Source organism: uncultured Sphingomonas sp., from assembly GCF_913062585.1.
Taxonomy (GTDB): Bacteria; Pseudomonadota; Alphaproteobacteria; order Sphingomonadales; family Sphingomonadaceae; genus Sphingomonas.
Genome location: NZ_CAJXWX010000002.1, coordinates 197,634 through 216,719 on the forward strand (window position 1 = coordinate 197,634; position 19,086 = coordinate 216,719).

At 65.7% G+C, this 19,086-nt stretch carries 18 protein-coding genes and 1 pseudogene; 17 read left to right on the plus strand and 2 right to left on the minus strand.

Going from position 1 to position 19,086, the window contains the following annotated elements; translation table 11 throughout:
• The first annotated feature begins 78 nt into the window (after window positions 1–78).
• From QZ546_RS02670 to guaA, 9 genes are all read left to right on the plus strand, one after another.
• Entirely contained in the window at window positions 79–771 is a 693-nt protein-coding gene (locus QZ546_RS02670; RefSeq protein WP_294234283.1) for a response regulator transcription factor, read from the plus strand.
• Entirely contained in the window at window positions 768–2,135 is a 1,368-nt protein-coding gene (locus tag QZ546_RS02675) for a HAMP domain-containing sensor histidine kinase (RefSeq protein WP_294234285.1), read from the plus strand. Before QZ546_RS02670 ends, QZ546_RS02675 begins: the two co-directional genes overlap by 4 nt.
• A gap of 171 nt (window positions 2,136–2,306) precedes the next feature.
• Window positions 2,307–2,540 (plus strand): hypothetical protein, encoded by a 234-nt coding sequence (locus QZ546_RS02680; RefSeq protein ID WP_294234288.1) that lies wholly within the window; start codon window positions 2,307–2,309, stop codon window positions 2,538–2,540.
• A gap of 157 nt (window positions 2,541–2,697) precedes the next feature.
• Entirely contained in the window at window positions 2,698–3,066 is a 369-nt protein-coding gene (rpsM, locus tag QZ546_RS02685; protein ID WP_261269881.1) for a 30S ribosomal protein S13, read from the plus strand.
• A 106-nt stretch (window positions 3,067–3,172) separates the two neighbouring features.
• Complete coding sequence (gene rpsK / locus QZ546_RS02690) at window positions 3,173–3,562, plus strand: 30S ribosomal protein S11 (RefSeq protein ID WP_007405180.1); 390 nt, start codon at window positions 3,173–3,175, stop codon at window positions 3,560–3,562.
• 88 nt (window positions 3,563–3,650) lie between these two features.
• Window positions 3,651–4,715, plus strand: a complete 1,065-nt coding sequence (locus QZ546_RS02695; protein ID WP_294234294.1) for a DNA-directed RNA polymerase subunit alpha — start codon at window positions 3,651–3,653, stop codon at window positions 4,713–4,715.
• Between the two features lie 258 nt (window positions 4,716–4,973).
• Complete coding sequence (rplQ, locus tag QZ546_RS02700) at window positions 4,974–5,396, plus strand: 50S ribosomal protein L17 (protein ID WP_175313933.1); 423 nt, start codon at window positions 4,974–4,976, stop codon at window positions 5,394–5,396.
• Window positions 5,397–5,543: 147 nt separating this feature from the next.
• Window positions 5,544–6,122, plus strand: coding sequence for a hypothetical protein (locus tag QZ546_RS02705; protein WP_294234302.1), 579 nt, complete (start codon window positions 5,544–5,546; stop codon window positions 6,120–6,122).
• A 32-nt stretch (window positions 6,123–6,154) separates the two neighbouring features.
• A complete protein-coding gene (gene guaA, locus QZ546_RS02710; RefSeq protein ID WP_294234304.1) occupies window positions 6,155–7,708 on the plus strand; it encodes a glutamine-hydrolyzing GMP synthase in 1,554 nt (517 codons plus the stop codon).
• Window positions 7,709–7,954: 246 nt separating this feature from the next.
• Here guaA and QZ546_RS02715 read toward each other — a convergent pair whose 3' ends face one another.
• Entirely contained in the window at window positions 7,955–8,497 is a 543-nt protein-coding gene (locus QZ546_RS02715) for a hypothetical protein (RefSeq protein WP_294234307.1), read from the minus strand.
• A gap of 201 nt (window positions 8,498–8,698) precedes the next feature.
• On the opposite strand from QZ546_RS02715, the gene QZ546_RS02720 reads away from it, so the two are divergent.
• The 3 genes from QZ546_RS02720 to QZ546_RS02730 all read left to right on the plus strand — a co-directional run bounded on the left by QZ546_RS02720 (window position 8,699) and on the right by QZ546_RS02730 (window position 14,420).
• On the plus strand, window positions 8,699–11,707 hold the full coding sequence (locus QZ546_RS02720) for a TonB-dependent receptor (RefSeq protein WP_294234310.1): 3,009 nt from the start codon (window positions 8,699–8,701) through the stop codon (window positions 11,705–11,707).
• A 110-nt stretch (window positions 11,708–11,817) separates the two neighbouring features.
• Window positions 11,818–12,936 carry an aspartyl/asparaginyl beta-hydroxylase domain-containing protein gene (locus QZ546_RS02725; protein ID WP_294234313.1) on the plus strand — a complete coding sequence of 373 codons (1,119 nt, stop codon included), beginning with the start codon at window positions 11,818–11,820 and terminating at the stop codon, window positions 12,934–12,936.
• An 8-nt stretch (window positions 12,937–12,944) separates the two neighbouring features.
• Window positions 12,945–14,420: a putative 2OG-Fe(II) oxygenase gene (locus QZ546_RS02730; protein ID WP_294234316.1), complete on the plus strand. Its 1,476-nt coding sequence runs from the start codon at window positions 12,945–12,947 to the stop codon at window positions 14,418–14,420.
• Between the two features lie 2 nt (window positions 14,421–14,422).
• Here QZ546_RS02730 and QZ546_RS02735 read toward each other — a convergent pair whose 3' ends face one another.
• On the minus strand, window positions 14,423–14,878 hold the full coding sequence (locus tag QZ546_RS02735; protein ID WP_294234319.1) for a hypothetical protein: 456 nt from the start codon (window positions 14,876–14,878) through the stop codon (window positions 14,423–14,425).
• Between the two features lie 6 nt (window positions 14,879–14,884).
• On the opposite strand from QZ546_RS02735, the gene QZ546_RS02740 reads away from it, so the two are divergent.
• The 5 genes and pseudogenes from QZ546_RS02740 (at window position 14,885) to QZ546_RS02755 (ending at window position 18,555) form a co-directional block, all read left to right on the plus strand.
• Window positions 14,885–15,040: a hypothetical protein gene (locus tag QZ546_RS02740; RefSeq protein WP_294234321.1), complete on the plus strand. Its 156-nt coding sequence runs from the start codon at window positions 14,885–14,887 to the stop codon at window positions 15,038–15,040.
• Window positions 15,041–15,073: 33 nt separating this feature from the next.
• A pseudogene (locus QZ546_RS17650) lies at window positions 15,074–15,145 on the plus strand (hypothetical protein); the annotation flags it as partial.
• Window positions 15,117–15,383 (plus strand): thioredoxin domain-containing protein, encoded by a 267-nt coding sequence (locus QZ546_RS02745; protein WP_294234325.1) that lies wholly within the window; start codon window positions 15,117–15,119, stop codon window positions 15,381–15,383. The pseudogene QZ546_RS17650 and the gene QZ546_RS02745, both read left to right, overlap by 29 nt.
• Window positions 15,380–16,162: a hypothetical protein gene (locus tag QZ546_RS02750; RefSeq protein ID WP_294234328.1), complete on the plus strand. Its 783-nt coding sequence runs from the start codon at window positions 15,380–15,382 to the stop codon at window positions 16,160–16,162. Before QZ546_RS02745 ends, QZ546_RS02750 begins: the two co-directional genes overlap by 4 nt.
• A gap of 14 nt (window positions 16,163–16,176) precedes the next feature.
• Window positions 16,177–18,555, plus strand: a complete 2,379-nt coding sequence (locus QZ546_RS02755; RefSeq protein WP_294234331.1) for a prolyl oligopeptidase family serine peptidase — start codon at window positions 16,177–16,179, stop codon at window positions 18,553–18,555.
• Window positions 18,556–19,086: the final 531 nt, after the last annotated feature.

Sequence of the window (19,086 nt, forward strand, 5' to 3'; positions counted from 1 at the left end):
GGGACGGCGCGGCGGGCTCATCCGACCTGAACATCCTTTTAAGAATGACAGTCGCCCAATGAGGGAGCAGACGAGCCGATGAGCCGCAAGATCCTGATCGTCGAAGATGATGCCTCCACTGCGGCCTATGTCGCCAAGGGGCTGGCCGAGGCGGGTTATGCCGTGGAGCAATGCGGAGACGGCCGCGACGGCCTGTTCCTGGCGAGCGAAGGCATTTTCGACCTGATCATCGCCGACCGGATGCTGCCCCGCCTGGACGGCTTGGCGATGGTCAGCGCGATCCGCGCGGCGGGCATCTCGACGCCCGTGCTGATCCTGTCGGCGCTGGCGACGGTGGACGACCGGGTCGACGGGCTGAAGGCGGGGGCCGACGATTATCTATGCAAGCCCTTCTCCTTCGCCGAGCTGTCGGCGCGGATCGAGGCGCTGGTCCGCCGCTCGGACCGTTCCGCCTCGGAGCCGACGCGGACCAAGCTGAGCGTTGGCGATCTGGAAATCGACCTGCTGGCGCGTACCGTCACCCGCGCGGGCAAGATCATCCCGGTCGGCGCGCGCGAGTTCAACCTCCTCGAATTCCTCGCCCGCCATGCCGGGCAGGTCGTGACCCGCACCATGATGCTGGAGAAGATCTGGAATTATCATTTCGACCCAGGTTCGAACGTGGTCGACGTTCATATCGGGCGGCTCCGGCGCAAGCTGGAGGAGGGATTCGGCAGCCCGATCCTGCATACGGTGCGCGGCGCGGGCTATAGGCTGGCCGTCGAAGGGTGAGGGCACGACTGACGATTTCGGCGCGGATCGCGCTGCTGTCGGTCGCATTGGCCCTGCTGTCCAATCTGGTGCTGGTGGGGTTCATCTGGAAACAGACCAGCGCCGACGCGGTCGCGGCCCTGCACCGCGAGATCGTGGAACAGGCCGATGCGTTGCGCGCGGTCTGGCGCACGGGCGCGCTGCCCGCCCTGGCCGATGCGATCAAGGAAGCGCGCGAGCCGGGCGACGTCACGCTGGTCCTGGCCATTTTCGATCCCCAGGGGCACCGCATCGCGGGCTATGCGCCGCGTCATCTGGCGGTGCCGCTGGCCGATACGCCGTTCCGGATCGCGGTGCTGGGCCGCGACGGCGTCTGGGCATCGCGCGAGGCGGGATACACGCTCCACCCGATCGGACCCGACTGGCTGCTGGTCGGACGGCCGCTCGACCTGATCGAGGCGCAGCAGGTGGCGATCGAGCGCGCGCTGGCGCTTGCGGTGGCCCTGTCGCTGATGCTCGGGATCGGGACCGGGTTGTTGCTCGCCCATTATGTCGCGGGGCGGCTCAACACGATCGTGTCGGTGATCGACGCCGCGGGCGAGGGCGACCTGTCGCGGCGCGTCTCGCTGGTGCGGGCGGGGAACGACGCCAATAACAGCGGGGGCGATGCGTTCGACCGGCTGGCCGAGCGGCTGAACGCCATGCTGGGCAAGATCGAGCAGCTGATGGCCGAGCTGCGCGTCGTCACCGACAGCCTGGCACACGACCTTCGCTCGCCGCTCGCGCGCCTGCGGACCAAGACCGAGCAGGCGGTGCTGATCGCCGATCCCCACCAGCGCGAGGCGGCGCTGGGCGGCCTGCTGGTCGAAACTGACCTCATCATGCGCATGTTGACCATGGTGATCGAGATCAGCCGGTCCGAGTCGGTGACGCGCGACCGCTTCACCCTGGCCTCGCCTGCCGAACTGGTCGAGGAGATCGGCGAACTCTATGCGCCGCTCGCCGAGGAGGCGGGCATCCGCTTCCTGATCGAGATAGAGGTGCGGCCCGCGCCGCTGCCGCTCCACCGCGAACTGATGAGCCAGGCGCTGTCGAACCTGATCGACAATGCGCTGAAACATGGCGGATCGGGCGGGCAGGTGACGCTTCGGCTGAGCGAGGCGGTCGACGGCATCATCTTCCAGGTCGAGGATCGCGGCCCCGGCATCGCCCAGGCGGACCGGGCGCAGGCGCTGAAGCGCTTCGGGCGACTCGATGCGGCCCGCACGACGCCGGGGGCGGGGCTGGGCATGGCGCTGATCGAGGCGGTGGCGCGGCTGCATGGCGGCCGATTCGAGCTGGGCGACAATGCGCCGGGCCTGATCGCGCGGCTGGTGATTCCGTAACGGCGCTTTTCCTCCCCTGGAAGGGGAGGTGGCAGGCCGAAGGCCTGACGGAGGGGTGTCCCGCTCTCGATATGGTGACACCCCTCCGACGCGCTGCGCGCGCCACCTCCCCTTGCAGGGGAGGAAGTACAAGCACTTGCCCCCCTGCGCCAGCGCTTTACACCCCGCGACATGGACGCCCTCTCCCTGTTCGGTCTTGCCGCCGTCTCCTTCACCCTGGTCTGCTATGCAAAGGAATCAGGGGCGCATTGGTGGACGCTGGGCTTCGTGCTCGGGTGTCTGGCCGGATCGGCTTATGGTTTTCTGCAGGGGGCGTGGCCGTTCGGCGTGGTGGAGCTGGTCTGGGCGGTGGTGTCGTTTCGCCGATGGTTGAAATTGCGGACGATTCCGGAACCGATCGCTTGACAGTGGGTTGCGCGGGCCCTAACTGACCGTCCTTCCAACACCCCCGATGGACGACGTGCGATTTGCGTGCGTCGCGATCGTGCGTGGTGGAACCATCGCGTTGAGATGGAGCATGTGCGGCCATGCCATGCTTCGTGGAGCTAGGAGAACAAGTTTCATGGCACGTATTGCGGGTGTCAACCTCCCGACCAACAAGCGCGTATTGATCGCGCTGACCTATATCCACGGCATCGGTCCGGCCAAGGCGAAGCAGATCGCCGAGAAGCTGAACATCGCGGCCGACCGTCGCGTCCAGGACCTGTCGGATCAGGAAGTGCTCCAGATCCGTGAGACCATCGACGCCGATCACACGGTGGAAGGCGATCTTCGTCGCGAGACCGCGATGAACATCAAGCGCCTGATGGACCTGGCCTGCTATCGCGGCCTGCGTCACCGCAAGGGCCTGCCGGTCCGCGGCCAGCGCACGCACACCAACGCGCGCACCCGCAAGGGCAAGGCTAAGCCGATCGCGGGCAAGAAGAAGTAAGAATTTCGCCCTGGGGGCGAAATTCACTTCTTCTCCGCCGGAGGGCGGCGCGAGGCAGATTGCTTCCCGCTCTCCGTATCAGAGATACAGGTCAGGATAGAATTCAATGGCACGTGAACCGCAGCGCATTCGCCGTCGCGAGCGCAAGAACATCACCGCCGGCGTCGCCCATGTGAACGCCAGCTTCAACAACACCATGATCACCATCACCGACGCGCAGGGCAACGCCATCTCGTGGTCGTCGGCCGGCATGATGGGCTTCAAGGGCTCGCGCAAGTCGACCCCGTATGCGGCCCAGGTCGCAGCCGAGGACGCGGGCAAGAAGGCCGCCGAGCACGGCGTGCGCACCCTGGAAGTCGAAGTGAAGGGCCCGGGTTCGGGCCGCGAGTCGGCGCTGCGCGCGCTGCAGGCGGTCGGTTTCCAGATCACCTCGATCCGCGACGTCACCTCGATCCCGCACAACGGCGTGCGGCCTTCCAAGCGTCGCCGCGTCTGATGCTTCCCATGGCCGGCTGACGAGTCGGCCATGCCTCTCTCCACGGCTGGAACCGTCCCCGTTCCGGCCCATAACTCAGGGGAACCACGTGTCTGTCAACGCAAAGAACTGGCAGGAACTCAAGAAGCCCAACGCGCTCGAGAAAAAGGGCGGCGATGGCAAGCGGAAGGCGACGTTTGTTGCCGAACCGCTGGAGCGTGGCTTCGGCCTGACGCTGGGCAACGCGCTGCGCCGCGTTCTCCTGTCGTCGCTCCAGGGCGCGGCGGTCACCTCGATCAAGATCGAAAACGTGCTGCACGAGTTCTCGTCGCTGGCCGGTGTGCGTGAAGACGTCACCGACATCGTCCTGAACGTGAAGCAGCTGGCGATCCGCATGCAGGGCGAAGGCCCCAAGCGGCTTCAGCTGTCCGCGACCGGCCCCGCCACCGTCAAGGCCGGCGACATCGCCGTGTCGGGCGATATCGAGGTCATGAACAAGGATCTGGTGATCTGCCATCTCGACGAAGGCGCGACGCTCAACATGGAGCTGACCGCCGATATCGGGAAGGGCTATGTCCCCGCCGCGTCCAACCGTCCGGCCGATGCGCCGATCGGTCTGATCCCGGTCGATGCGCTCTACTCGCCGGTTCGCCAGGTGTCGTACAAGGTCGACCCGACCCGCGTCGGTCAGGACCTGGACTATGACAAGCTGACGCTCTCGATCGAGACCGACGGCACCGTGACCCCGGAAGACGCCGTGGCCTATGCCGCGCGCATCCTCCAGGACCAGCTGGCGCTGTTCGTGCACTTCGACGACTCGGCGCTCACCCGCGCGGCCCCCGTGGGCCAGGCGGCGATCCCGGTCGCCGGTGGCGAGCCGCAGAGCGACGCGCAGCAGATCAACCGTTACCTTCTCAAGAAGGTCGACGAGCTGGAACTGTCGGTGCGTTCGGCGAACTGCCTCAAGAACGACAACATCATCTATATCGGCGATCTGGTCGGCAAGACCGAAGCCGAGATGCTGCGCACCCCGAATTTCGGCCGCAAGTCGCTGAACGAGATCAAGGAAGTGCTGTCGTCCATGGGTCTGCGCCTAGGCATGGAAATCCCCGGCTGGCCGCCCGAGAATATCGAGGAAATGGCCAAGAAGCTGGAACAGGAGATCATGGGCTGATTTCGCACCGGCGCAAGGAATTGCGCCGGAGACGAAAACAGCCCGGCCGGCGGGTCGCCCATGGGCGACCCGTTCGACGTCAGGATCGCGGCTTCGCCGTGATCCGGTGCTTCGGCCCGGCCTCTCCACCATCGCTTCGCGAAGGTCCCCCTCCCCATCGGTGATGGGGAGGATTTGAATAGGCGAAGGTGACGGCCTTAACGGTCACCAGGTCTGGGGTACCGTGACACGGCCCCTTAACGAACGAAGGAACTACCCATGCGTCATCGCGTCGGCGGCCGTAAGCTGCAGCGTACCTCGGCCCATCGTATCGCGCTCTTCCGCAACATGGCGGCTGCGCTGATCAAGCACGAGCAGATCACCACCACCGTCGCCAAGGCGAAGGAACTGCGTCCCTACGTCGAAAAGCTGGTGACGCTGGCCAAGAAGGGCGGTCTCTCGAACCGTCGTCTGGCCCATGCCCGCCTGCTCGACGATGCGCAGCTGGTGAAGCTGTTCGACGTTCTGGCGTCGCGCTATGCGGACCGCAACGGCGGCTATACCCGCATCATCAAGGCTGGCATCCGCGCGTCGGACGCCTCGCCGATGGCGATCATCGAGTTCGTCGACCGCGACGTCTCGGCGAAGGGCCAGGATTCGGGTCCGGTCATGAACGAGGAAGATTTCGACGAAGCCGCGTAATCCCGCGCTTCTCGAAGACCTTCGAGGAAGGGCCGCTCCAGCGATGGGGCGGCCCTTTTTTCGTGGCGACGCGTCGGTTTTCGCGCGCGGGCATTGAACATCGCCGCGCTGGGATGCGATACGCAGGACCTCAGGGGGAGAGGTTGGATGCGGGGCTTGGTGGGAACGGTGTTGCTGGCGGTGGTGGCGGTATCGCCCGCCATGGCGCAGAACGACACGACGCCGGCGCCAGAGGCCAAGGCGAAAACCAGGACGGAATTCGTCCCCATGCTGCCCAGCCAGACCAATCGGCCGTGGCAGGGCGCACCGACACAGGGACAGGATGATGGGGCGGTCGCCGGTTTCGCGGCCGGAGCCTTGCTGTCCACGGCGGCGACGCTGGTGAAGGGGCGTAAGCCTGCGACCATGGGGCCCATCGACCCGTCGCGTCCGGTGCGCGCGACCGAAGCGCCATCCGCCTATCGTGCCGAAACGGACAGCGAGGCGGCCGTCCATGCCTGCGCCAAGGCGATCGAGGCCGAAGGCCATCGCAGCTTCGCGCTCGCGCAGGTCGGGCAGGTGCACACCGCCAGCCCGCTGGGCAATGGCTTTGACGTGCAGGGCGACGTGCTGTTGCGCACCAGTTACCGCGAAGCGGGCGTGGCGCACGGATTTCGCTGCCGCGTCGATGCGCAGGCGGTCCGGATGGTTTCGATCGACCCGCTCCAAACCCTCCCGCCGCGGTAGCTTTTCGCCCAAGACATCGTTATCGGACCGCCATGGAGCACCCGGACAGCATTCTCATCGTCGATTTCGGCAGCCAGGTCACTCAGCTCATCGCGCGCCGCGTGCGCGAGGCGGGGGTCTATAGCGAGATCGTGCCTTTCCAATCGGCCGAAGCGGCGTTCGCGCGGATCAACCCCGCCGCGGTCATCCTTTCCGGCGGCCCGGCGTCCGTGGTGGACGAGACGTCCCCCCGCATCCCGCAGGCGATCCTCGACAGCGGCCTGCCGATGCTGGGCATCTGCTATGGCCAGCAGGCGCTGACCCAGCAGCTGGGCGGCAAGGTCGAGAAGGGCGATAGCGGCGAATTCGGCGAGGCCTTCATCACCGTCGAGGGCGAATGCACCCTGTTCGACGGCCTGTGGACGACCGGCGAGCGGCACCAGGTGTGGATGAGCCATGGCGACAAGGTGACCGCGCTGGCCCCGGGCTTCCAGGTCGTCGCGATCAGCCCCGGTGCGCCCTATGCGATCATCGCGAACGAGGAACGCCGCATCTACGCGATGCAGTTCCACCCGGAGGTCGTCCACACGCCCGACGGCGCCAAGCTGATCGCCAATTTCGTGCGGCACGTTGCCGGTCTCTCCGGCGACTGGACGATGGCCGAGTTCCGCGCCGCCAAGATCGCCGAGATCCGCGAGCAGGTGGGCAGCGGCCGGGTAATCTGCGGCCTGTCGGGCGGGGTCGACTCGTCGGTCGCCGCGCTGCTGATCCACGAGGCGATCGGCGACCAGCTGACCTGCGTCTTCGTCGACGGCGGCATCCTGCGCCAGGGCGAGGCCGAGCAGGTCGTCAGCCTGTTCCGCGGTCATTACAACATCCCGCTCGTCCATGTGGATGCGCAGGACCTGTTCATGGACGGCTTGGCGGGCGTCACCGACCCCGAGGCCAAGCGCAAGTTCATCGGCAAGACCTTCATCGATGTGTTCGAGGCGGAGGCCAAGAAGATCGGCGGCGCCGAATTCCTGGCGCAAGGTACGCTCTACCCCGACGTGATCGAGAGCGTCAGCTTTACCGGCGGTCCGTCGGTGACGATCAAGAGCCACCACAATGTCGGCGGCCTGCCCGAGCGCATGAACATGAAGCTGGTCGAGCCGCTTCGCGAGCTGTTCAAGGACGAGGTCCGCGTACTCGGCCGTGAGCTGGGTCTGCCCGACGTGTTCGTCGGCCGTCACCCGTTCCCCGGACCGGGCCTCGCGATCCGCATCCCCGGCGAGGTGACGCGCGAGCGCTGCGACATCCTGCGCAAGGCCGACGCCATCTATCTGGAAGAGATCCGCAAGGCGGGGCTCTACGACGCCATCTGGCAGGCGTTCGCGGTCCTTCTGCCGGTGCGTTCGGTCGGCGTGATGGGCGATGGCCGTACTTATGACTCGGTGCTGGCGCTGCGCGCGGTGACGTCGGTGGACGGCATGACCGCCCAGGCCTTCGACTTCCCCGGTGACTTCCTGCCGCGCGTGACGACCCGGATCATCAACGAGGTGAAGGGCATCAACCGCGTCGTCTACGACTATACGAGCAAGCCGCCCGGCACGATCGAGTGGGAATGATCGCCGCCGCCATCGCGCGGATATGAAAAGGCCGGGCCGCGTAAAGACGTGGCCCGGCCTTTTTCGTGATGTCGCCGATCATCTCGTCGTCTATCGTCAGATGTGGTCACACCTACGCGCGAATAGCCTGAACGATTTGGCCCATCCGATCAGTCGAGAAGCCCGAACATCTTGACACGTCATCTGTCAGCCGGACGGTGCATGAACGTGACGGCCCCGCGCATCCTGGCGAGCCGCCGCTATTTTTCATCGCACGCGATACACGACCGTCTTGTGCCCATCGGGTGCCGTCATCTTGTACCGGCCGAACTGGTCGCGGGTAATCGTGACCGACATATTCGCCTGGACCCGCCCCTTCGGGCTGCCTGCTGCCCGCCAAGCTGTGCCATTCGCCAGGGTGATGATCCACGATCCGTCGGACTCGGGTGATAACGCGCTGATCTGGGAAGATATTTCGCGCAGCCTATCATCCGTATCGGCGGCGCCTGCAATACCCATCAGGCCGAAAGTCTTCTGATCCGTTTCCCGCTTTGACTTCTGGTCGACGATCTTGATCGACCCGTCTTCGAGAGCCGCGCGAATGCTGTCGGTGATCATGTCATAACAGGCAAGGCGCTGATTTGGTTCGGTGATTTTCCGGCATTCGGTCAGCTTTCCAGACGTTTCGGCGCTGCGATCCCTTGCCAGAGCCGTAACTGGCATCGCAACGCAAGATGAAATGTAAAGGAAAACCGAAAGGCGCAGGATCGTTGTCCTTTTTAGCATGATTGGACAAGATGTCTTACCCATCTGCGCTCCTCCCAATGTGTCATTTTCGCAACAAGTTGAAGACATATTGCGGACTCCTCTTCGCGAATGTTGCTCAGCACCATGGCAGAAGCAATACATGGGTTAGGCAATGCCCGAAAAAGGGGGGCGGCGCTCAATAAAATTCATAAACAACTAATAAAAAAGGGGTTTTCGATGGCGAGCTTCAGGGTAGGTAGCCTTTTGGCGACGACGTTCCTGGCCAGCGCGACACTGGTGAGCACCGGCGCGGCGGCGCAGACGGCGCCATCTTCGGACCAGCAGGCGGCGGCCGCCGATCTTACGTCGGGGTCCGACGTCGTCGTGACGGGTTCGCGCGTCGCGCGTCCGAACGCGACCTCGCCGAGCCCGATCACCACGGTCGGCAGCGAGGAAATCAAGGAATTCGGCGCGACGAAGATCGAGGATCTGACGAACTCGCTGCCGCAGGTCTCGGTGGGCCAGAGCAGCGCCGTGTCGAACGGCGCGGACGGCACCGCGACGGTCGACCTGCGCGGCCTGGGGCCGAGCCGTACCCTGGTGCTGATCGACGGCCGGCGCCTGATGCCGGGTAATATCGGCGGCGGTGCGGGGGCCGACCTCAACTTCATCCCGGCCGCGCTGGTGCAGAGCGTCGACATCATGACCGGCGGTGCATCGTCGACTTACGGTGCGGACGCGGTCGCGGGCGTCGTCAACTTCAAGATGAACCGCTCGTTCCGTGGCCTGCGCGTCGACGGGCAGTACAGCTTCCAGGATCACAATAACGCCAACTCGATCGACAGCATCGTCAACCAGCGCTTTACCGCGCCGACGGGCCATACCGCGACGGGTGGGGCTTACGATGTAACCGTGGCACTGGGTAGCGGCATTAACGACGATCGTGGCAGCTTCGTCTCCTATGCGGGCTATCGCGAAGAATCGGCGATCACCCAGGCCAATTACGATTACTCGGTCTGTACTTTCAACCCGACATATGACGCCAACGGGGTCGCCAATGGCATCGCCTGCGGCGGCTCGGGCACGCCCGCAGTCGCACGTTTCGGCGGCTTCACGACGGCGAACCGCACCCTCGCCGGTCTGCCTGCGGCGGGTAGCTACACGCTGACGAACAGCGGTCTGCGCGCCTATAGCGGTCTGACCGACGCTTACAATTACGGCCCGCTGAACTATTTCCGCCGTCCGTCGAAGCGTTACACCGCCGGTGCGTTCGCCGACTATGAAATCAGCAAGGAAATCCATCCATATCTGGATGTGATGTTCGCCGATTACAGCACGCAGGCCCAGATCGCACCGTCGGGCGTCTTCTATGGCACGCGCACGGTGAACTGCGACAACCCGCTGCTGGCACAGAATTCGCAGCTGGCGATCGCGACCTGCGGCGCCAATGTCGGCGTGGCGGGTACCTCGGCGCAGATCCTGATCGGCAAGCGTAATACCGAAGGCGGTCCGCGCTTCAATGACATCGGCTACAACCAGTTCCGCGTCGTCACGGGCGTTCGCGGCGACCTGGGCGATGTCTGGTCCTATGACGCCTATTATCAGTACGGTCAGATCAAGGTCGCCGACGTCTATCGTAACGACGTCTCCAACGCGCGCATCAACAACGCGCTGAATGTCGTCAATCGCAACGGGACGCCGACCTGCGTGTCGGTGATCAACGGTAGCGATCCGAACTGCGTCCCCTACAACGTCTTCGTACCGAACGGTATCACTTCGGCTGCGGCGAACTATCTCAACGTCCCGCTGGTCCAGACCGGCACGACGAAGGAGCAGGTCCTGAGCGGCGTCGTGACGGGCAATCTGGGCGCCTATGGCATCCAGTCGCCGTTCGCCGATGACGGCCTGCGCATTGCAGGTGGTCTGGAATGGCGCAAGGAGTCGCTCGCGACGCAGCCGGACCAGGCCTACATCAATGGCGACGGCGCCGGTCAGGGTGGTCCGACCCTGCCGATCTCGGGTTCGTACACGGTGTTCGATCTGTACGCCGAAGCAGGTGTGCCGCTGGTCACCGACAAGCCCTTCTTCCACGACCTGTCGTTGACGCTCGGTTATCGTCACTCGAAGTACAACGTGCCCGGCGCCGCGACGCAGAATCAGGCCGATACATACAAGATCGCGGGCAACTGGTCGCCGATCCCGGACGTCACCTTCCGTGGTTCGTACAACCGTGCGGTGCGTTCGCCCAATATCGGCGAGCTGTTCCTGGCCCAGTCGCCGGGCCTGTTCGCGGGTGCCGATCCCTGCGCCGGTCCCGCGACCAACGGCCGCGTAAATAATTATACCGCCCAGCAGTGCGCCCTGACGGGTGTGACCGCGGCACAGTTCGGTAACATCGCCGAGAACTCGGCGCAGCAGTACAACCAGTATAGCGGTGGCAACATTAACCTGCTGCCCGAAAAGGCGGACACGCTGTCGGCTGGTATCCTGCTTACGCCGAAGAGCTTCCTGCGCAACTTGGTGCTGTCGGTCGACTATTACCGGATCAAGGTAAACAATGCGATCGGCACGGTCGGCTCACCAGTTATCCTGAGTCAGTGTCTTGCGACCGGCGATGTCCAGTATTGCAACAAGATCAACCGTGCCCCGGCATCGGCGGGTCCGGCAGCGGGGTCGCTGTGGCTGTCGCCGACTGGATATGTCAGCAATCTGACCTTGAATACGGGTTCGCTGACCACGTCGGGTATCGAAGTGAACGGTGACTATCGCACGACCTTCGGCAGCGGCTGGAAAGGGCGTTGGCAGTTCGTGGGCGTCTATCTCGACAAGTTTGTCACCCAGCCTGTTACGGCCGGTCCCACCTATGACTGCGCCGGGCTGTACGGCCTGAAATGTGGCAACCCGAATCCGCACTTCCGGTTCAACACCAACTTCAAGATCACGACCCCGAATGACTTCGGCGTGACCTTCCGTTGGCGCTTCCTGTCGCACACCTATGTCGACAGCATTAACCCGAACCTGCTGCTGACCGACCCGGTTGCGGCACCGCCCAGCGATCACCGGATCGGCGACTATAGCTACTTCGACCTGCTGTTCAGCCTGCCGGTCAAGGACTCGATCACCTTCCGCGTCGGCATCAACAATGTGTTCGACAAGGATCCGCCCATCATCAGCCAGGCGTCGCTGGGTGGTTTCGGCAACGGCAACACCTTCCCGGGCACCTATGACGCCCTGGGCCGGACCGTCTTCGTCAACCTGACGGCCGACTTCTAACAACCCCCGATGGTCCCGGCCTTCCCGTTCGCACGAGAAGGCCGTGGTCATCCCGCTGGCGGCAGGGCTATGGTCCTGCCGCCATTCTTTTATGGCGAGGGCGCATGAGCATGAATGACGACCAACGCGCCGATCGGGCGGCTGCAAAGGGCGATTACCGCGCCGCGCTCGATCACCTGCACCGCGCCCGCGCCGCCGATCCGGAACCCAGCCTGCCGCGCGCGCTGAAGATGGCCGCGATGGCCCGCGCGCTGGGCGATGCGGACGCCGCCGCGCGGCATGTGCACGAAGCGCTGGTGCTCGACCCGCTCGACCTGTCGGCGCTGCTGCTGAAGGCGACGATGCTGCACAATGCGGGAAATCCCGATGCGGGCGAGATCTATGGCCGCGCTTTGGCCCAGGTCGAGGAACCCGCGCCACCGCATCTGGCCCCCGTGCTACAGGTCGCGCGACAGCGTTACGCTGCCTGGCAGGCAGAGACGCGCGATCGCCTGCTCGACCGCGCTGGCGCCGTGGCCCCGATCACACCCGCCTTGCGCGCGTTCGTCGACGCCTCGCTCCATCTGGCCAGCCCGGAGCGGGAGGGGCCGACCCATTATTGCTATCCCGGCCTGACCACCGCCGGGTTTCACGACCGCGCGAATTTCCCTTGGCTCGCCCGGCTGGAGGCGATGAGCGCGACGATCGAGCGAGAGCTCGCCGCGATCCTGCAGGTGTCGACCGGCCGACCCTATATCCAATATCCCGATCATGTGCCCGTCGATCAGTGGCAGGTGCTGAACGGCAGCGCGGACTGGTCGGCGATCCACCTGATCGAACGCGGCGTGGTGTCGGACCTGGCCCGCCGCCACTGTCCGGAGACGCTCGCGCTGCTCGAGACGCTGCCCCAACCCGGCGTAGCGGGGATTGGGCCCAATGCGATGTTCTCGCTCCTGGCGCCGCACACGCATATCCCGCCGCACACCGGCATCACCAACACGCGGCTGATCTGCCATCTGCCGCTCGTCACGCCGCCGGGATGCTGGTTCCGGGTCGGCGACGAAACCCGGCCGTGGCAGATGGGCGAGGCCATGGTCTTCGACGACACGATCGAGCATGAGGCGATGAACCCGACCGACCATATGCGCGCGGTCCTGATCTTCGATATCTGGCACCCGGATATGGACGAAGACGCTCGCCGCGGGGTCGGTGCCGTCATGGCCGCGAGCGGCGTGCTGCACGCGCTATGACCGGTCCGATGACGGCAGGACGGGCGAGTGATCCCAAGGCACGCTGTTTCGACCTGATCGTGGCGGATCGCGGGCATGAAGCGATTCCCCTGCTGCGGGCGTGGCTGCGCCAGGCGCCGCAGGACGCGGTCGCGTGGCAATTGCTGGGCAATGCGTGTCGCCAGGAACAGGATGGGGAGGGGGCGTGGCAGGCCTTTGACCGGATGGTCGCCCTGCGGCCCGCCGATCCGAAGGCGATGCTGGGTCTGGCGACGACCGCGCTGGACAGCGGCCGACCGGCGGCCCGGTTGTTCGGGCAACTCGTGGCCCGAGGACAGGGGACGGCCGACATCCTCCTGTCGGCGGTGACGGCGCTGACCGCCGAGGGAGAGGTTGCGGTCGCCGAGCAACTGCTGGAGCGGGCGCTGGGCGAACGGCCCGATTGGGTGGACGGGCATGACGCGCTGGTGTCGCTGCGCTGGCGCTATGGCGATCCGGCGCGACTGGACGCGAGCTTTGCGGTGGCGACGCAGCGTGTGGCGGCGCCCGCGCTTTGGTCCGCCTGGATCCGGACCCTCAGCCAGGCCGAGCGGTATGACGCCGCGGCGCAGGTGCTCGGCCAGGCGCGGGCGTTGCTTGGCGATCGTCTGGAGTTCGACGCCGCCGAGGCGTCGATGGCGATGAGGGCGGGCGATCATCGCCGGGCCGATGCGCTGTTCCACGCGACCAGCGGCCTGAACGACATCGGCACGACGATCGCGCATATCCGCCACGCGATCCGCACCGGGCAGCTCGACCGGGCGCAGGCGCTGATCGATCCGATGCTCGCCGGGCCGGGGGCGAGCATGGTCTGGCCCTATCAGTCGATCCTATGGCGATTGCGCGGGGACGATCGCGCCGCCTGGCTGGACGGCGATCCGCCTTTCCACCGCACCGCGCCGCTGGGCCTGGCGAAAGGCGAATTGGCGGCGGTCGCCGACCTGCTCCGCGCGCGCGAGGCGCAGCGCCGCTATCCGCTCGGCCAGTCGCCACGCGGCGGAACCCAGACCGAGGGGGAGCTTTTCCTGCATCATGCGCCCGCCATCCGGCGGTTGCGCGGGGCGGTCGTTCAGGCCGTGCGCGACTATGCCCGCGACCTGCCCCAGGACGCCACGCATCCGTTTCTGGGAACGCCGCGCACCGATATCCGCTTTTCGGGAAGCTGGTCGATCACGCTGCGCGGCGGCGGCTATCACACCTGTCATACCCATCCCAAGGGGTGGATGAGCGGCGTCCTGTATCTGGCCGTTCCCTCGCGCGGCGAATTGGGGGAGGAAACCAACGGCGCGCTGGAACTCGGCCGCCCGCCCGAGGATCTGGAAACAGGCCTGTCGCGCTATACCCATGTCGCGCCGCAGGAGGGACGGGTCGTCCTGTTCCCCTCGACCATGTGGCATTCGACCATCCCGTTCGAGACGGGCACCCGCCTGACCGTCGCGTTCGACGTGATGACACCGCGCTTCTGAACCTAGCGCCCTATCGGCAGGCGCATCCGGAACGTCGTCAGTATTTCGGTCAGCAGCGCGGGGGCGCCGGCTTTCGCGGCGGCGTCGATCACGCCGTCGTCGGACAACAGCACCGCCCGCTCGATCGCCGCCGCCAGGCCGCGCACCTCGTCCGGCCAGTCGGTCGCAGCCACAAGCGCCTCGGCGGCGGGCGTCAGCATGACCGAGGCGCGGCCATAGGTCTCGCCCGCGACCTGGGCGAAGTGGCGCGCTAGGATCACCGCATCCTCGCGCCGGGCGGTCAGCGGCGGCACGGCGATCTCCAGCGTGCACAGACGACGGCGCAACGCTGGGGACAGCGCGTCCATGCGATCGGCGATGCTGATGCAGCGCAGGCCGGGCAACAGCCGGTCGGGATGGCGCAGCAGCACCGTGCCGTGCGCCCGGTCCAGCGCGGCCCACTGATCGGCGTCGGGCATGAGGCTTTGAAGCATATCAGCATGGTCGGTCACGACCGGGCGCTGGATGACGGTGTCGCGACCTGCGGCAAGCAGGGCCTGACGCTGGACGTGGGCGTGGGCGTGGGCCAGCCGACCATCCGCATCGACGGCATGATGGTCGGCGGCCGTGGCGGACCATGAATTTCCGGGAGAGGCGATGTGAGTAGCGTAAGGGTGGCCACGGCCGATACGTTCGACGACCTGGTGTTGGCGGCGGATGTGCCGGTGCTGGTCGATTTCTGGGCGCCGTGGTGTGCCCCCTTGCCGGGGCCGGATGCCGACGCTGGAGGATCTGGCCCAGGATCGTGGCGAAGAGGCGCGGGTCGTGAAGGTCAATGTCGAGGAGGAGCCCGGCCTGCGGGATCGCTTCGCCGTCTCCACCCTGCCGACGCTGCTGCTCTTCTCCGGGGGGGAAATGCGCGATCGCATGATCGGCGTCCAATCGCGGACGCGTTTGTCGACCTTGCTGGACGGAGCGGCGTGACCGGCGCGTTCCACGGCGATCCGGCGGTCAAGGCGGCGTTGCTCGAGGACAAGGCGCCGCCAACCGATGCGCAAGCGCTGGCGTCACGCGCCGGCTTGCCGTTGCCCGTTGCGGCGCTGTTGCTGGCGCTGGCCGAGCAGGTGCGGACGATGGGGGACGGAGAGCCCTTTCTCCACGCCGCGCTGAAGACGATTCCGGTCGGTGCGGACCTGTCGCGCGTGGCGAACGGCGCGGCGCTCGCCCTGCTGGATGCTCCGGAGATCGCGGATGGTCCGGGCCAGGCGATCGCGCTTCTCGACGAAATGCGCGCGCTGCATCGGCGTAGCCATGACGGGGATGTTCCCGACCGGGCGCGCTGGAAGGCCGTCCGGTCGGCCGTGCTGGCATTGCCGCCCGGCGCGAATCGCCAGGATCGGTTGGCGGTCCGGATGTGCGAGGCGGCCTGTTGGCCTGCCGATCATGGCCAATCCACGCTACCCGCTATCTTGGGCCAGTGGATCGACCTTGCGGAGATCGAAGCGACACCGGACTGGTCGGCGAAGGACGATCGCCGGGCCCAGGAGGTGTTGGATCGCCTATGGGAGGAAACCGCAGGCGCGCGCGAGGCGGTTCGCTATCCCGCCCTGTTCCAGGGGGCGGAACCCGATCTGTGTCGCCGCTACGAAGTGCATCTCGCTTATACCAATCGCCGGGCGGGCGTTCGCCGCCCTCTTCCTGCGGATGCTGGCCGACGCGCCGGTCCGCTGACATCGGATGCGGCACGGGGGATAATGGCATGATAGAGAGCATGACGATGACATCCACGACCCTTTGCCGTCTGGCCATGCTGGCGCTTGTCCTGCCCCAGCCGGTCCTCGCCCAGTCCACCAGCGTAGCGCCAAAGGCCATGCCCTCCGTCGCGGAGCGTTATGCGTTGGCCGACAAGTTCCTGGCCCCGGCCTTCGATACGCTGATCGCCGATGCGATGCCGCGCCCGCAATTCACCTTCGACAGCAAGGGCGTGCTCTATCGCGCCGGGACGGTCGGCGCGCGCATCTTCACCTATTACGATCTCGCCAGCGGGACATCGCGCCGGATCATCGACGAAGGCGCGCTCGCCGCGCAGCTTGCCCGGGCGACGGGCAAGGAGGTGGACCCCAAGCAGATGGTCCTCGATGGGCTCGACTATTCGGGCGGTACGCTGGCGTTCGACTTTGTCGGGCGGCGCTGGACCCTGGGCGGGGATGGCCAGGTCGTGGCCGCGCCGGTCGGACCGCCGCAGGGCACAGGGGCGATCTCGCCCGATGGACGGTTCGAGGTGCTGGCCCGCCACGACAATCTCGTCGCGCGCGACCGGAAGAGCGGGCGCGAAGTCGCGCTGACCAGCGATGGCACGCCCGAGCAATCCTATGGCCTGACCATTCCCCAGCTCAGCGACATATTGGAACAGGGGACCGAGGATCCCAAGCGGCCCGTACAGGTCCGCTGGTCCCCCGACAGCCGTTATGTCGTCACCTGGCGGCTCGACACGCGTGGTGTCGTCCCCCTGACCATCACCCAGGAAAATCCCCCTGGCAGCTTCTATCCGCGCAGCTTCCGCTACATCTATCCGCTCGCGGGTGCGGAGAAGGTGCCGCTGAGCACGCTCTACACCGTCAATGTCGAGGATGCGTTGAAGCGGCGCCGGGCGCGTCCGGTCCCGATCCAGGTGCCGCCCGAAGCGCGCCTCTATCCCGACGAGATCGACAGCTATTGGCTGGGCGGGCGCTTGCGCTTCCAGCGGACCGAGCGCGGCTATTCGAAGATCGAATCCTTTTCGGCCGATCCCGATACCGGCGTCGCGACGCTGCTCGCGCGTGAGGCGGTCAAGCCGCTGGTGACGGTGACCGCCACCGCCTTCCGCGGCGCGCCCGACCTTGGGGGCGAACTGATCGTGTCGGAACGCTCGGGCTGGGCGCAGCTCTATCTGGTCCAGCCCGACGATCCCGATGGCGGCCATGCGCTGACCCGCGGCGATTGGGAGGTGACGGGCATCGTCGACTATCGACCGCAGGAAAAGACGCTGCTGCTGACGGGCATCGGGCGTGAGCCGGATCGCAATCCCTATTATCGGCAACTCTATCGCGTGGTGCTGGATGGCAGCCAGCCGGTGCTGCTGACGCCCGAACCGCTGGATCACGTCACCAGCATTTCGTTCGATGGCCGCTATGTCCTCGACAGTATGTCGAGCCCGACCGATCCGACCGTGACCGTCATCCGCTCCGCGGTCGACGGTCATATCCTGACCACGCTGGCCAAGGCCGATGCCCGGCCGCTATTCGCCAGCGGCTTCGTACCGCCGGAGCCCTTTACCGGCGTCGCGGCGGATGGTCATACGCGGCTATACGGCATGATCTGGCGGCCCGCGAATTTCGATCCGAACCGCCGCTATCCGGTGATCGACTATGTCTATACCGGCCCGACCACCCATGTCGTACCGCAGGACTGGACCTCTGCCGTGCGGCTGAACACCAACAGCGTCGCACAGCTCGGCGCGATCGTCGTCGCGATCGACGGGCGCGGCACGTCGCAGCGCGGCCAGGCCTTCCGCCTTCCCGCCTATCAGAATCTGGGCGAGGTCGGCATCGACGATCATGTCGCGATGATGCGCCAGATGGCGGCGCGCTATCCCTATATGGATCTGGACCGGGTCGGGGTCTATGGCTTCTCGGCGGGCGGCTATGATGCGGCGCGTTTCATCCTGCGGCGCCCCGCCTTCTTCAAGGTGTCCGTCGCGGGCGCCGGCAACCATGATCTGCGGCTCGACAAGGCCTGGTGGCCGGAGGTGTCGATGGGCCTGGCCTCGCCCGACATCTGGGAGCGCAATTCGAACATGGCGGTGGCGGGCAATCTGGTCGGCAAGTTGCTGCTGGTGCACGGCGATATCGACGACAATGTGCCCGTGACGGAGAGCTTCCGCCTCGCCAACACGCTGATCGCCAAGGGGCGTGACGTGGACGTGGTCATCCTCCCCAATACGCGGCACTTCGTGTACCAGCCATTCTTCTGGCGAAAGCTGCGCGACTATTTCGTGCGCAACCTGATGGACGAGAACCCGCCGCCACTGCCCCTGCCGTCAGGCAAGGGCATGGACCCGGTCGCACCCGATCCCAAGCCTCAGCCGACGATAGCGGTCCCGGCGGCGCGGCGCTGACCTATCGGCGTCGCCGCGACGCGGTTCGCAAGTTCATTTGTGATTGGCGCACCCGAGGTGAAAGCGATGGGCACTCGGATTGCTGGGAAATTCTCATTTCCGGGGCGACCAGCCGCCATGATCAAAGTATTCTGGTACGGACATCCTGATCGCCGGCCACCGCCGTGCCAGCCGTACCCGATCTATGGGTATAATCGACATTCAGCATTGCTTTTTTCTTCCCTCTCCTCTCCTGAAAAGGGGGGATTGCGCGAACTCAGGCTTCGCGTGGCAAAAGGCCTAACCGGATCTCGGTGAGGGGCGGGCGCGGATGCGAGCGTCGTTCTGCTCGCCGCGTCATTCTCCATTTTCTACTGGGATGAAGCATCACCCAAATGGGATCTGATTTCATCTTTTAATGAGGAAAATGATTGTCTAGCCTTGTCACCGGCAAGGAGGCTCCATGCAAGATTCTGACTCGGGCAATTTCGACGAATCGAGCATGGATCGGCCTCAGGAGAAACGCCCGACACTCGTCGCGGACATCTCCCA

What these genes read in the sequence shown, in the direction of transcription:
- QZ546_RS02670 (WP_294234283.1), top strand. Translation starts at nt 79, where the DNA reads ATGAGCCGCAAGATCCTGATCGTCGAAGATGATGCCTCCACTGCGGCC.
- QZ546_RS02680 (WP_294234288.1), top strand. Translation starts at nt 2,307, where the DNA reads ATGGACGCCCTCTCCCTGTTCGGTCTTGCCGCCGTCTCCTTCACCCTG.
- rpsM (WP_261269881.1), top strand. Translation starts at nt 2,698, where the DNA reads ATGGCACGTATTGCGGGTGTCAACCTCCCGACCAACAAGCGCGTATTG.
- rpsK (WP_007405180.1), top strand. Translation starts at nt 3,173, where the DNA reads ATGGCACGTGAACCGCAGCGCATTCGCCGTCGCGAGCGCAAGAACATC.
- rplQ (WP_175313933.1), top strand. Translation starts at nt 4,974, where the DNA reads ATGCGTCATCGCGTCGGCGGCCGTAAGCTGCAGCGTACCTCGGCCCAT.
- QZ546_RS02705 (WP_294234302.1), top strand. Translation starts at nt 5,544, where the DNA reads ATGCGGGGCTTGGTGGGAACGGTGTTGCTGGCGGTGGTGGCGGTATCG.
- guaA (WP_294234304.1), top strand. Translation starts at nt 6,155, where the DNA reads ATGGAGCACCCGGACAGCATTCTCATCGTCGATTTCGGCAGCCAGGTC.
- QZ546_RS02715 (WP_294234307.1), bottom strand. Translation starts at nt 8,497, where the DNA reads ATGGGTAAGACATCTTGTCCAATCATGCTAAAAAGGACAACGATCCTG.
- QZ546_RS02725 (WP_294234313.1), top strand. Translation starts at nt 11,818, where the DNA reads ATGAATGACGACCAACGCGCCGATCGGGCGGCTGCAAAGGGCGATTAC.
- QZ546_RS02730 (WP_294234316.1), top strand. Translation starts at nt 12,945, where the DNA reads ATGACGGCAGGACGGGCGAGTGATCCCAAGGCACGCTGTTTCGACCTG.
- QZ546_RS02735 (WP_294234319.1), bottom strand. Translation starts at nt 14,878, where the DNA reads ATGCCCGACGCCGATCAGTGGGCCGCGCTGGACCGGGCGCACGGCACG.
- QZ546_RS02745 (WP_294234325.1), top strand. Translation starts at nt 15,117, where the DNA reads ATGTGCCGGTGCTGGTCGATTTCTGGGCGCCGTGGTGTGCCCCCTTGC.
- QZ546_RS02755 (WP_294234331.1), top strand. Translation starts at nt 16,177, where the DNA reads ATGACATCCACGACCCTTTGCCGTCTGGCCATGCTGGCGCTTGTCCTG.